13 protein-coding genes and 1 pseudogene are annotated in these 13,740 nt (G+C 59.2%); all 14 read right to left on the bottom strand.

Translation table 11 applies throughout. The features are described from left to right. Position 1 precedes the first annotated feature (1 nt). A complete protein-coding gene (locus P0D89_RS30205) occupies positions 2-331 on the bottom strand; it encodes a hypothetical protein (protein WP_408363337.1) in 330 nt (109 codons plus the stop codon). A gap of 41 nt (positions 332-372) precedes the next feature. Beyond that, entirely contained in the window at positions 373-1,521 is a 1,149-nt protein-coding gene (locus P0D89_RS30200; protein ID WP_408363339.1) for a hypothetical protein, read from the bottom strand. A 712-nt stretch (positions 1,522-2,233) separates the two neighbouring features. Beyond that, positions 2,234-3,814: a DNA primase family protein gene (locus P0D89_RS30195; protein WP_408363341.1), complete on the bottom strand. Its 1,581-nt coding sequence runs from the start codon at positions 3,812-3,814 to the stop codon at positions 2,234-2,236. Next, entirely contained in the window at positions 3,811-4,110 is a 300-nt protein-coding gene (locus tag P0D89_RS30190) for a hypothetical protein (protein ID WP_408363343.1), read from the bottom strand. Before P0D89_RS30190 ends, P0D89_RS30195 begins: the two co-directional genes overlap by 4 nt. A gap of 150 nt (positions 4,111-4,260) precedes the next feature. Then, a complete protein-coding gene (locus P0D89_RS30185) occupies positions 4,261-4,461 on the bottom strand; it encodes a helix-turn-helix transcriptional regulator (protein ID WP_408363345.1) in 201 nt (66 codons plus the stop codon). Between the two features lie 214 nt (positions 4,462-4,675). Continuing rightward, positions 4,676-5,899, bottom strand: a complete 1,224-nt coding sequence (locus P0D89_RS30180; RefSeq protein WP_408377622.1) for a tyrosine-type recombinase/integrase — start codon at positions 5,897-5,899, stop codon at positions 4,676-4,678. Between the two features lie 504 nt (positions 5,900-6,403). Further along, the gene (locus tag P0D89_RS30175) at positions 6,404-6,553 is read right to left on the bottom strand and encodes a site-specific integrase (protein WP_408363349.1); all 150 of its coding nucleotides are present in this window, start codon (positions 6,551-6,553) and stop codon (positions 6,404-6,406) included. A gap of 686 nt (positions 6,554-7,239) precedes the next feature. Beyond that, complete coding sequence (locus P0D89_RS30170) at positions 7,240-7,575, bottom strand: MipA/OmpV family protein (protein WP_408363363.1); 336 nt, start codon at positions 7,573-7,575, stop codon at positions 7,240-7,242. A gap of 49 nt (positions 7,576-7,624) precedes the next feature. Further along, entirely contained in the window at positions 7,625-8,392 is a 768-nt protein-coding gene (locus P0D89_RS30165; protein ID WP_408363351.1) for a carbonic anhydrase family protein, read from the bottom strand. Positions 8,393-8,884: 492 nt separating this feature from the next. Further along, positions 8,885-9,562, bottom strand: coding sequence for an NAD-dependent epimerase/dehydratase family protein (locus P0D89_RS30160; protein WP_408363353.1), 678 nt, complete (start codon positions 9,560-9,562; stop codon positions 8,885-8,887). A 4-nt stretch (positions 9,563-9,566) separates the two neighbouring features. After that, the gene (locus P0D89_RS30155) at positions 9,567-10,424 is read right to left on the bottom strand and encodes an SDR family NAD(P)-dependent oxidoreductase (RefSeq protein ID WP_408363365.1); all 858 of its coding nucleotides are present in this window, start codon (positions 10,422-10,424) and stop codon (positions 9,567-9,569) included. 220 nt (positions 10,425-10,644) lie between these two features. Beyond that, the gene (locus tag P0D89_RS30150; RefSeq protein ID WP_408363355.1) at positions 10,645-11,490 is read right to left on the bottom strand and encodes an SDR family NAD(P)-dependent oxidoreductase; all 846 of its coding nucleotides are present in this window, start codon (positions 11,488-11,490) and stop codon (positions 10,645-10,647) included. A gap of 58 nt (positions 11,491-11,548) precedes the next feature. Then, positions 11,549-12,106: a TetR/AcrR family transcriptional regulator gene (locus P0D89_RS30145; RefSeq protein ID WP_408363357.1), complete on the bottom strand. Its 558-nt coding sequence runs from the start codon at positions 12,104-12,106 to the stop codon at positions 11,549-11,551. Between the two features lie 319 nt (positions 12,107-12,425). Continuing rightward, a pseudogene (locus P0D89_RS30140) lies at positions 12,426-13,740 on the bottom strand (filamentous hemagglutinin); the annotation flags it as partial.

Below are 13,740 nucleotides of genomic sequence, written 5' to 3'. Positions count from 1 at the left end.
GTTAGTAATCCGTCATCCATTTTCGTTGGCCATTGCCGCGCGTTGCTATGCCATCCATGCGCTGCCACTCAGCGAACCGATCACGCAGCATGCGCATCGCGCGCTTCGTTTGCTCGTCATTCATGCTGAAGCGCTCGCGCAGCCACGCGGATGCCGTGTCGTTCGCGTACTGAAAGCCCGCTCGGCCATCGCTTGCCATGCAGATGACGCGTGGTGCATCCGTTTCCGGGTCATTGTCGCGGTGATGGAAGCTCAAACCTGCGATCAGCAGAGCGCAGGCCGTGGGCGGTTCGTCGGTCGGCAACTCGGTCGCAACCGGGTTGCCGATCACAGCAGCGCGCAGGCGGGCGAACAGGCCGCTGTGACCGAACATCATGCTGACACTTCCCAGAACGCCGCAGCGTCAGGCACAGCAGGGAGCGCATTCACGAAACACGTGATGCTCGTGGATCCGTCAATTGACGTGCGCTTCGCAACGATGCGCAGGTCGGCCCACAGCATGACTGCGGCGCGGCCAAAGGCACCGACGAACGTCTTGCTGTGTGAACTCGTCAGTTCGGCGTCGATGCCTTGCACGGCCAGAGTGCCGTCCTGACGCACGGCCGCACCAAAGCCGCCAGTGCCCACCAGTGCCCGGAGGTTCCCAAACTCCAGATTGCGCGCAGCAGCCGCGCCGAAGCCTGACCAGGCGGCAGGCGTGGCCGCGTCAATCGCATTCAGCAGGATCGTATCCGCCAGCTGTCCGATACCGCGCAGCACCGATTCAACCAGGTTGCGGCGCAGGAATTCGCCGCCGCCGACAGCGATGTTTTGAGGGCGTGTGATGCTGGTCGTGAACGCATACGACGGTGCGGTGGACCAGGTAATGGATGCGTCATGCACGGGGACGGCTTGCACCGTTGCGGATGCGCCATCGGCCACGGCAGCGAACGGAGCGGGGTCTACCACACGGACAATGCCGGCGTCATCCCGGAAGCCGTACAGAGCATCGGTGCGCTGCCCATCGATCAGCTTCAGGCTGTCGCGGGGCGTCGCGACAACGATGCGGGCACCAGCGGCAGCGCATCGGCTGTTTGCCTCGATCACGGCGCGAGGATCGAGCACAACGGTCTGCCCGGTGGGATGCATGTTCAGCGCGTAGACGCCATCCGGGACAGGATTGCCGTCCGCGATCAGGTCCAGCAGGGAAATTTCTTCGGACGCAGCAGCGGGCTTTGCCACGCGACGCGGCGCATCTTCAGCCCCCACGTCTTGGTAGCCAAGGGCGCGCGAAGCGGAATCGATCACGCTGATAAACGGATTCGTGCGCACGTTGCGGCCAGCATCGGCGCGGCGTCGTGCATCTGCTGCGTCCGCAGCGATTGCGCGTTCGGCAATGGCCATCAGGGTGCGGGCGTCTGCGGTGCTGTACGCCGGTTCAATGTTTTCGATCATGGTGATTAGGAATCCCAGGGAGTATTTGTGGCAATTATACCCGCGCTTTTCGCACTTGTGCGACCTTTTATCAATTAAATCAATCACGTACGTTCACGCAACTTCATCGAACTTCACGGGGTTCACTGCACTTCACGATGTAAAGCGGCGCTCGGAGTGGGGTTGTTTATTTCACCAGTCCGCAACATTCGTTGCTGGGCGTTGTTTTGGTGCAACGAATGAAATCATAAAGTTCGCTCTGCGAACGCACGCAGATATCGGCTTCCGGGGGTAGACTGCTCCCGCAGTTGCCACCCCATCGCGGAGTACCTTTTCTTTCTGAAGCCTTACAAACCCACCGCCTACCAGCCTGCCACCCACAGGCCGCCATCCCACGTCTACGGCACGCCAGCGGCACGCCTGCGGGCTTCATCAGTCAGGCTGTATCTGCCCCTACCATCACGCGCCACCAGGCCAACACGCTCAAGGCTCGCCAGCCTGCGCACTATCGTTGGCCGTGGCATGCCCCACGTAGCCTTCCAGCTTGTGCGCTGTCATGGGGCTTGCACTCAGCATCACCGATTGCCACACCGACCAGCAACAGTACATCACCAGCACGCGCAGTAAACCTGCGTTCCCTAAGCAGTGCCAGGGACAACTTTCGCATGTCATCAAGGATGCGGTGCAACTGTGTACGTTTTGTCATTGGCGAACTGTCCGACTTGTCCGGGTTTGGGAGCGATTTCCGTAAAGTCCTCTCATGTAATGAAAATCTAGAGACTTTGCCAAAAACGCCTCCAAAGTCGGACAAGTCGGACAGTCAGAAGGGCCGCGTGTCTCGCGATAGGCAAAATCCCTTGTAGATCGGCACGCGTGGCTGCGTGTTTGTCTTTCCAGACGCGATTCCCCGCTCGTCGAATGCACGCGTGAGCGATGTTTTGCTCATTGCGGCCACGCCCTGGCGGCCACACCACGCGACGTAAGAGCCGTAAGCGTCATCCTTCGCGCATGACATAGCCGGATCGATCAGCGCATCTTCGTCAAGCCATTGGCCAACCAGGTCTGAATCCGCCCGATACGCGGCGCTGGCGGCAGCAACGCGCCTGGCGGGGCGCAGTCCGTGCAACAGATACTCCGCATAGCCCGCCACCAGCCACGCCAAGATTCCCTCGCGTTCGGAAAGCAGACGTTCTTCCAGCCGCTTGTCTTGCTCGTCCGGCGAGAAATTGCGCTCGAATGGTATCAACGCGATACGACGCCAGATGCCTTCATCGTTATCCGTAATGATCGGCTTGTGGTTGCCGCGCACCCAAAGCTTGTGCGTGGGCGCGAAATTGAACAGGTCTTTGTACAGGTGGCGCGCTGCAATCGCTTCCGTGGACGTCACTTCCTTGACCGTCTGCGAACTGAGTTTCGCCCCTGCCTCAACCTCGTTCGCCAGCGCCATCCGCAAACCCTGAAGGCTGGCCTTTACCGGCGATGCGGATTCCTTGTTGTCGTTCTTCGACGTGGCCAGAAAGCTGGTCGGCACGCTCCCGACGAACGGCCCCAGCACGGCCCGCAGTACATTCACCAGCACGCTTTTGCCGTTCGCGCCGCGCCCCAGCATGAAGAAAAGCATTTCCTCATTCACGCGCCCGCTAAGCGTGTACGCAAGCGCACGGCGCAAGTAGTCCACCCAGTCCGCATCATTGCAGCTGATTTCGTCCAGAAACCTGAGCCATTGCGGCGCCTGCCCGTCGGGCTTGTACTCGACGGGCGACTGGCGAACCATGCGCATCTCGGGGCTGTGTGGGCGCAGTTCGCCGCTGGGCAAATGAATGACGCCGTTGGCCACATTCAGCAGGTCGGGGTCCTGGTCGAAATCAGCCGGTCTTGCTGCCAGCCTCCGGTCTGAGCGCGCCAACTGCAGCGCTGCGCTCACGCCCGCAGCGGACATGGCGCGCTTCGCCAGTCGGATCATGCGTCCAGCAGCGTCAGGGTCGCTGGCGGTACTGCCCAGCGCTTCCTTCAGAATTGCAGGCCCGATGACTTTAGCGATTTCGGTTTCTTCGCCAGTCGCGCACGCCTCCCAGCGGCCATCCAGATACACGCGCCAGCCCTTGCCGCCGTGCTCATAAAGGAACGTGCCGGCCATGCGATCCGCCAGCATCATCGAAATTCGAACGTCGGAATCGACGGTTTCATCATCAACAGCCGCATCTTCGGCGCGTGCGTTGTCGTTCGCGGCCTTCCTCGCCTCGCGCTGTTCAGCCTCCCATTTCAGCAGCCCTTCAGGCTTCGGGTATCGCGGCGGCTGCTTTTTCTTGGGGCGCGGCGAATGCTCGGGCGCTGCAGGTGCATCCAGCCTGCCAGCCTTCTGCATGGCACGGATTTCTTCAATCGAAATGAACGCGTTCACTCGGCGTCACCTCCGGCTTGCTTGCGCTTCGGCTCCCAGCCGATGGACTGCAGCGCGCGACGAACAGCGGCGGGCGTGTAGTTGATGCCATCGCGGCAGCCATAGTGAAAGTTACGCACGATCAAGCGTCCAGCCTCATGCAGGCCCACGCCGCGTTGCCTCGCTTGCATCACGCTCTTGATAACGGCGTCATCCACAACGCGCCGCTGACGCTCCGCTTCGTCACGAAGCATGGCAGAGTTGACTTTCTCCCACGCAAGTAAATCTGCAGGCGTCAAGTATTGGCTATCGCTCATCGCGTCACTCCCAGCACAGCATTGATGAGGAATACGATGAACAGATCGAACGTGAATTCGCGTGAAAATCTCTGGAGCATGGTGGTAAACTTGTGTGTGGTTTTAGGTTTGTCTTGGAGGGTGTCCAGTCGCATGATTGGCGCCCTTTTTTTATTGCGTGCGCGATGCTGCTACGCGGCTGTCAATCCACGCGTCCACGTCCGATTCAAGCCATCCAGACGCTTTTTCGCCCAGCTTGATAGGCTTCGGAAACTCGCCAAGCGAGGCTGCGCGATAGACCGACGAGCGCGGCATGCCGACTTTGTGAATGACGTCCGTGATACGCAGAATTCGCTTCGGTTTCTGGTCCATGTTTGCGGTTCATCCAATTAGTTAGGATGGTTCCATGATGGACGAAGCTAGACGGCGCTTCCTCTTGTGGGTTCTGCGTGCGACAGTTCGTTTCCCCATCCAAGTAATCACGCGAAATGCGGGCGATTAATCTATCGTCACCGCTCATCACGAAAACAGTGGTTTAGAGTTTTTTCTCTAGAATGAAAAAGCCCCGTACTAAGCGGGGCATTCGTCATGCTGCGATGGCGACCAGCGCTGCTGGCGGCTCAGTCTCGATGTAGGCGGCCCAGTCATTCATCAGGCTGCGGCGCTTCTCAAACAGCGTGCCGCGCTGATAAGCGGCTTCGGCCTTGTCCTTCAGCTGGTGTGCCAATGCGTGTTCAATGACTTCCCGCGCGTGGTGCGTTTGTTCGCCGGCCCAGTCGCGGAACGTGGACCGGAATCCATGCACCGTCAGGCCGGCGTGGCCCATGTCCTTCAGCAGCTTCAGCATGGCCATGTTCGACAGCCCCTTTTCGCCGGTCCATCCGGGGAAAATGAATTTGCAATCGTCGTCTGATTTGCGAGCAGCCTCCATTTCCTTCAGGATTTCGACGGCGCGCTCCGACAGCGGGATGGCGTGTTCTTTGGATGCCTTCATGCGACCAGCTGGCACGGTCCAGATATTCTGCGCTAGGTCCGCTTCGTCGCGCACCATGCCGATGGTTTCGCCGGTACGCGCAGCCGTCAGGATCGTGAATTCAAGCGCTCGCGCTGCTACGCCACGCTGACGCCGCAAATCTTGAATGAACGCATAAATGGCGCGATACGGCAGCGCTTCGTGATGCTTCTCTTTCTGTATCTTTCCAGGGGGAGGTAATAGGGTATCCAGGTGATGCTTCCACGTGGCTGGATTGTCGCCAGTACGCAACTTGTGAGTCGTTGCCCACGCTAGAATCCGTTCAATTCGGCCGCGCACGCGTGAGGCGGTTTCGTTCTTTGTCGTCCAGATCGGTTCGAGAACACGGACGATATGGGGCGTGTCGATGTGTCCCACGTCCAGAGCGCCAATGATTGGAGACGCGTACGCTGCTAGGGTGTTAGTCCACTGCTCGGCATGCTTTGGGTTCTTCCAGCCGCCACGATGCGCAGCGATGTACTTTTCTGCGCACTGGTCGAACGTCATCCGGCTAGCGGCATCTGCCTTCGCAATGGCACGTTCTGCCATCGGGTCTCTGCCCGTTGCAAGGGTAGTGCGTAGTTCGGCCGCTCTATCGCGGGCAGCCTTCAAAGAGATGGCAGGGTATGGACCAAGCCCCAAGTCGTGGGTCTTCCCATGCCTTGAGTATCTGAATATCCATGACTTCGTTACGGACTTGCTCACTTGCAGCCATAGTCCGCCGCCGTCGCCTATATATCCCGGCTCTTTTCGCGTCTGAACCTTGCGGTCAGACAGCTTTTCGATTCCCCGCGCCATGCGCTCTCCGCCTGTTTTTATACCCACGTTTCTACCCATGATCTAGCCATGGATTTGAGTGGCCTATGGTAGACGGATATAGACACAAAGTGCAAGTAAAACAATGGCTTGAGTGAAGGGGCGTGATGATGCGTGATGTACCGTGATAGGCGGAGGCGGCCCGTCTCTCCGCCAGTATTCCCATAAGGCTTTCCAGCCTGCCGAGTTTCCCGGCTGTACCTTTATACGGTGGTTGTCCCTTTGGCGAGTCATCGCAAAGGCTTCACGCGTTCCGGCTTCCGCCGGTAAATCTTCTCTGTCACCTTGCCGTCGGCATGCGCCAACAGCGCCCGGGCGTGCTCCAAAGTCTCCGCGTCACTTGCGCATGTCGTGCTCGGTGCACCTCCCTCTCACCTTGGTCGTTTTCAGAACCCTGGTCATGAAGTTGCGCCACATCGTGTCCCATCCGCCGGCGCGGCCCGCCTCTTCGTCGAAGTAACCCTCGCCGCGCATGTTGCAGAACAACTACGGCGCGAGCTTCACCGGACGAGCTGATTTCGCCAAAGCCACGGCTTCGCGCAGTTCTTCGGACCATTCGATAATCAGACGCTTGCCGGTGGAGTGTTCGGTCTTGCCTGGCGTGAAATGAATCCCGTCGTCCTGCAGGTCAGACATCCTTAGCCGAAGCGGGTCGCCGCGGCGCTTCCATTGAGAAGTTTGATGCGACCGTGCGCCTGGATCGCCAGCACACTGCCCGAATATCGCCGCGACTGCAGGGAAGGGCATTCCATGATCTCCCAGTCCTCAATGTATCGCGTGCGCGGTTTTTCCCCGCCTGGCCTAACTCTCCCCTGAACGGATGTGAGTCTAGATATCCCCACTCCACGGCTTTCGTGTATGCGTGGGACAGCACTTCAATCTCGCGCTTCGCAGCGGTCTTTGCCTGTGTGCCTGAGTCGACGTTTCGCTTTTTAGGCATTACGCGGCGCTCCAATTGGGCGTGGGTCCTGGCCAACACAGTGCGACAACCATCCACCAGGGAGTTGAACGACACTGCGCAATGGGCGATTCGCTTCTGGTTGAAGTCGCGGGAGAGCGTGCGACCGACCATGGACAGGCGATCGGTATGATCCACTAAGCTCGATTGATAGGCGGGGACGAAGCTCCAATGCAGTCATGGGCACATGCGTGCGGCGACGCAAATGGACGCTACCAGGCGGCCAGCTCGAACATTCGCGTTAAATCATGCGCGCGATCGGTCTATCTTCATGAACAAGAAAGATCACGCCTATTGAACAAGCAGAAAGTTCTACTCGATCGACTTGCCTATCCAAAGGAGCGGCAGTAGTTGTGGGGCGGATTCAACCGGTGGATGCAATAGTTTGCCGGAATCGTTCAGCGGGCGTTTCGTAGTCCAGCGTCTTTCGCGGATGCTCATTCAATCGTCTTGCCACAGCGTTGAGTTTTGCCTGCGAATACACCGACAGGTCGGTGCCTTTGGGGAAGTACTGCCCTAACAGCCCATTCGTATTTTCGACTATGGGACTGTCGCCTGCATCGCTGCGTAACCAGGCCGTTATGATGTCCGCTTCGACCGCAAGACGATGGTTGGCGCTGACCGAAAATCGCAGCGCGTTCAGTTCCGCATTGGGTGAGTAGCCGGGCAGGCCCAAGCTGTCGCTTTGTCCTTCACTAATGCCAAACTAGGAGGCGGGCTAGTTGGTGCCAAGCCGCGCGGCAGCGATGTCATGACATAAATTCGACTTTCCCGCTGTTCAGGTGATACATCGCGCCTACCATCTTTATCTTTCCATCCCTTTCCATTGACGCCAGGATTTCGCTGCGCTTGCGTAAGTCGTCGATCGTGTTCTGGACATTGACTCTTGCTACCTTGTCTACGAATTCGATGTTGCTGCCGGTGCGTTTCCCTTCATATTGCGTGGCATCAACGGCAGGCTTTATCTTCGCAAGCAAGCCGGTCAGATTGCCAAGCTGGACATTGTCGATAGCGCCCTTGATCGCACCGCAATCGGTGTGGCCCATCACTAACACGACCTTGGCTCCGGCCGCGGCGCAGGCGAATTCGAGGCTTCCTGCCAGATCCTCATTGGCAATATTGCCCGCTATACGTGCGTTGAAGGTATCGCCGATGCCGGAATCGAGGATAAGTTCAGCGGGGGCGCGGGAGTCGATACAACTGAGAATAACGGCGGCGGGGAACTGGCCACCGGCACTTGCCCGTTTCTGGGCGAGATAGTCGTGCTGATGCGCCTTTCCCGAGCGAAAACGTTCGTTGCCTTTCTTCATGCCTTCAATGATCTGATCGGGCGTCAGATTGTCACGCTCTTTTTGCGTGAGTGCCGCGGCCAGAGAGACAGAAGACACCGAGAGCGCAGCGGTGCTGACTGCTCCGGCAAGTGCGATGCCGAGGCCTGTCTTCAGCGCTGTACGCCGGCCGCTTTCAATGGATTGCGGGGAATCCGGGCAGGCGCAGTGACGAGACTTGCAATCCATGATCGGTTCTCCATCAGGCTGACTGATTAAGTCTTCAGTCTATGTTGTTTTTCATACAAATCACAAGCTCTGCTGATGGGTGTCAGGTCGCGCCGGGGTTGGTCCTCAATCACGTCCCGGCCAGATTGCTCAATCGAAAGCAAAGAATTCGAGCCTGCGAGATGCGAACCATGTCTTTAACAGTTCGACGGCTGCCGGCTTGTTCCATGGCTTCTGTCATCGCTGACTCCGAGAGGCCAATCCGGACCGCCCATTTCAGCTTTCAGGTTGCCTTCGCAGGTTGTGCACGAATGGACAAGCAGCGAATCCCCATGTGAAAAATCAGAATGGTCGGCATCGAGCGAGTTCTTACTACTATTGTTCCCGTCAATTTGCAGCGCCGTGGGGATGGCTCATATACCTCGCAAGCGGTCGTCGCTCGGTCAGCCGTTTCGTACGCAACCACGAAACCGCGTTCGATTAACCGCTCCTACCCGCAGTCTGACGTTGCGGTCATGTCTGTGTGACGGCCAATCGATAAATGTCGGCCGAGTTGAGGACAGGTTGCGGCACGCCGCGACGTACGACATTAAGCATGGCGTCGCCAATAATTCCAGTGGTCAATATGCTAGCTGGAGTTATACGCCGGAGCAGCATCAGTAGTGGTTTGAGCACGGCATACATCCACCGGTAAATGGCGGTGCGCGACTGGATCCCGTCTTCAGGAACGATCGCGGAGGGCCGGAAAATGGCCAACCGCTGAAACGGCAGCCGCTGCAACGCGTTTTCTGTTTGTCCCCGGATTCGGGCCCACATTGACTTGCCCTGCTCGCTGCTGTCCGCGCCTGCCCCCGATACATACACCATTGTCATGCCCAGACTGCGGGCAAGCAGTTGTTGCGCGAGATGAAGGGTGAGGTCATAGGTCACCGCTCTGTACGCCGACTCGGACATGCCGAAAGAAGATACGCCGACGCAAAAGAAGCATGCGTCGACGTTGGCGAATGTATCGTCTGCGGCGTCGAAGCTATTCAGGTCGGCGACAACGAAGACCCTTAACCGCGGATCCTCGTAGCCAGGCAGCGTGCGCCGGCCCACCACGATGATTTCGGTGACGTCCCGGGCCTTGAGACACGCACGCAATACGCCTTGGCCGACCATGCCCGTTGCGCCGATCAGGACAACTCGCATCGCATCACTCCGACGGCCATGCAGGCGGTGCCGCGCCGAAATCGGCAGCGAGGGTGACGGCTTTCCAGCACTGCATCGTCTCGCGGCGCGCCTGTTCCTCGGCTTCGACGACCTGCCAGGCGTCCGAGCCAAGCACGAGGCGCGCGGGCACCGCTGCACGCGAGGCGAGCGCCACAATCAGCTTCGCAATGCGCTCAGGATCGCCTACTTCATGGCCGACGTAGGCATCCATGAGCGCCTTGAAGTCTCCCAGCGATGCTTCGTAATCTTGCGGCAGACTCTGCAGTGTCGCGCGAGCCTCATGGCCCCACTCGGTACGCATGCCACCTGGCTCAAGCGTACAGACGCGGATCCCGAAGGGCGCGACCTCCTTGCCCACCACGTCGCTGAATCCACCCACCGCCCATTTGGCAGCCTGGTAAGCCGAAAGTCCCGGGCTGCTGATGCGGCCGCCTGCCGATGAAACCTGAAAGATGTGGCCACCGCCCTGCGCACGCATCACCGGGATGGCTGCACGGGTAAGGTTCACCACGCCAAAGAGATTGGTCTCGATCTGCGCACGAAAATCTTCGGCTCGCACGTACTCAAACGGCTGAATGTGGCCGTAGCCGGCATTGTTGACGAGGACGTCCAGGCTACCGAAGAGACGAACGGCTTCGGACACGGCCTCCTTCGCCTGTTGTTCGTTCGTGACGTCAAGTTCGAACGTAGCCAGACGCTCGCCGTAGCGCGCCTGCAAATCGGCGAATCGCGCTATGTCGCGCGCGCTCGCGAGTACCTTACCGCCGGCCTGCAACGCTGCTTCGAGAATGGAGTGGCCCAAACCTCGGGACGCACCTGTAATCAGCCAGACTTTGGACATGATAGTTACCTTTTGAGATGCACCGACATCGGTGCCTTTTTGACAGAGGCGCGGGCGACCTTCAAACCATTCGGCATCGCGCGCGAACGCAAGTCGCTGTGAACCAGTCGCGCGTTTCATGTATGCCGTGCGGCAAGTTCCGCGAACGCGTTCCTCGCTGTCGCCGTTGGCAAAGCACATTGCTTCGTGGCGGCACGCTGCTATACAGCAGTCGCAATGCTCACTGTGGATTGAATCCGGCCTTGCCCGCGAACATCACGGATTCGGCGAGTTCCTTTTGCGCCTGCAGCGCGGCGAGGCTCCGCGTATAGCTGCCTTCCAGCACCGAATATGCATCTCCGCCGAGGACGGTACGCAGCGGTGGCTCCGGCATCTGGCTGATCGTATAGATGGCGTCGGCCATTTTCAGGGGGTCGCCCGAAGCGTATTCATCGCCGACTTCCTTGACCTGACGGCGCAGCTTGCCGACCGCACCGTCCCTGTAGGCGTCGAGTTCCTCGGTCCAGCTGATATTCGCCACGAAGCCGGTCTTGATGGACCCCGGTTCGATGATGATGGTTTTGATGCCGAACTCGACGATTTCCTGGCTCACCGCCTCGGCGAAACCTTCAAGGCCGAACTTCGCCGCGTGGTACAACGAACCGCTGGGGAAGGCGCCACGTCCGCCTACACTGCTGACGTGGATGAACGTGCCGCGCTTCCTGGCGCGCAATGCCGGAAGGAACGCGCGCGTGACATGAATAGGCGCGAGCAGATTCAGCCCGATCTGCTGCTGGATGTCGGCTTCACTCATCTCCTCCATTGCGCCGATCACCGCACCTCCCGCGTTGTTGACGACCACATCGACATCAGGATGGCGTGCCGCGGCGGCCTGAATCTGCTCGCGGTTCATCAAATCGACCGCCTCCAACTCGAGCAGAGCCGGATATTTCTGCTTGAGCGCCTGCATCGCCTCGACACGGCGAACCGCCGCAACCACAGGATGCCCCTGGGCCAGCGCTTTTTCCGTGAGGGCGAGCCCCAAGCCGCCGGACGCGCCGGTAATGAACCACTTCTGGATGGACATGATTCAGATCTCCTTACAAATAATGAGTGCTTGATCACTCAATGATAGTCGAAAATTTTTACTGCGTGATTGCCCGCCACAGAACACGAAATCCCAGTTGCCGGTGATGTTCGGCGTCCTTGGGATGCCTGTCAACGTAGTCAATCGTAGTATCTGCAATGTGTTCTATCACGGACGAAAGAAAGGCGATCGGCGCATCTACCAGCACGCCATCACGCACTCCATCCTGCATCATCCGGGACACCTCCAGAAACGCCTCCATACCCTGCGCTCTGGTTTCGTCGAGTATATGCCCCGATGCCGTGAGCCGCGAGACGGCGAACCGTCCGGCGGCGTTAGCGAGGCCCCAACTCACATAGCGCTGGAAAACATGCTCCATGCGTTGCCTGTAGTCTGCGTCGTGCGGATAGTCCGGCATGATGGTTTCCGCGAGGCTCCGCTTGAGGTGCAGATAGATTTCCTGGAACAGTGCCTCCTTATTCTCAAAGTACGTGAACAAGGTACCCTCAGCCACGCCTGCGCCCCGGGCAATGCTCGACGTGCTGGCCAGCACCCCCAGTTCAGAAACCGCCTGCGTTGCGGACAATAACAGGGCATATCGCTTTTCTGGACTCAAAGGGCGCGCCATAGATCTGTGCATCGATATAGAGTGAGTACGCACTCAATTATAGACGACTTTCCTCGGAATGCAATCGCTCGACTCGTGAGAGTGTCGAGGTGCCATGAGTGACTCTCTCGGTGGCAGGTTTTGCTGGCAAGAGCGACATCCGCAGTTCCGACAACGAATCACGGCGTTGGGTCGGATGCGGCCGGTTGGATCAGGACGTAGTCGACCGAGGCGCACATTGGGGCACCGCGTCCCCCACAAAGCTGCTGTCGCCGCCGGGTGATGGGGCAGAGCGAGCCTAGCGGATGCCGTGGGTTCCGAGCAGTGCCTACCGGTCCAGTTGCCAGCGCAGGATCGGGTGGGTCGCGCCGGCCGGCATGACCCACGCGCCGGTCGGGCTGAAGTCCCACGACGCGTCGAAGCTCGACGGGTTGCTCATCTGAGCAGTTGTGAGGCCGTTTGACACGGGTAGTTGTGCGAGATTTCCAGTGCCCACCGTTCGTGTCGTCGTCTCTTTGTCCCAGTAGACATTCGTTGCAATCGTTCCGCCGTTGTCGAACGCCACGATTCCGCCGTAAGTGCCGTAATCCGGACCTTGATATGAAGGGCCTTGAACCGGGCCAGATGCGAACGACTGCTCGATCACGCCGCTATTCGAGTAAGCCAATCCGCCAGCCGCAAACAGCCCGATGACACTGCCGGCAGCGTAGGACTGTGACACCGTGCCACTGTTGAAGCCGACGAGTCCGCCCGGCGACAGGCGCACGTCGCCGCCGACATCCGCGGTAGTAAATGACTGAACGATCCGTCCGAAGTTGACGCCGACGAGCCCGCCTGCATCGCCTGCATCGCCCACGGAAGCGCTGCTCCAGGAGCGCTCGACAAGACCGTCATTGGTACCTACCAAACCGCCAAGCGGAGTGTTCCCATAGTGGGGGGACGACCGGACGCCGGTCGTGTACGCGTAGGTGATCAACCCTCGGTTGCGGCCCGCCAGAATCCCGTATGTGACAGAAATGGGAGAGTTGAACGAAACGTCGAAGACGGCATTGAGTGCGCTGTTCGTCATGCCGACGTTGCGCACGACGCCCGTGGTGCCGATCTCGCCGAACAGGCCAAGCGACCGGGTACCCGACGGTGAGTAATACTCATTCTGACTGAAATGGTCGATCACATGTCCCATGCCGTCGAACTGGCCCGAGAACGGGGTCGCTGCGCTGCCAATCGGGACGAAGTCGACGCCGGAGGAGGGGGTGGCGGAAGAGAGGATCGTCGCGCTGGCATCAATATCCTTGCCGAGCGCATAGTTGCCTGCCAGATCGAGCGATACGTTCTGCAAATCGGTCAACGAATTGACCAGCTTGTAGCCGGTCACTTGCGTCACGAGACCGCTATAGGGCGCGGCTGTCCACGCGGGATTCGCCAGGATCGTCCCGGGGCTGTAGCTGCCGTTCATGTCATAGAACGACCTCGCGAAACCCGTACTGCCCGACCAGTCGATCATGCCCTGGTTTGCCACGCTGCCAGTGTTGTTGATGCTCGCCGCGTCCGCCCGCAAACTCAGGTTGCCGCTGCCGGTGTTCCTGAGTGTTGTCGCCGGGGATATCGTCACATTGCGAAAAGCCACGAGCGATAACGACGCC

The organism is Paraburkholderia sp. RL18-085-BIA-A, assembly GCF_046027075.1.
In the GTDB taxonomy this organism is placed as follows: Bacteria; Pseudomonadota; Gammaproteobacteria; order Burkholderiales; family Burkholderiaceae; genus Paraburkholderia.
This window is presented reverse-complemented; position numbering and strand designations above follow the sequence as displayed.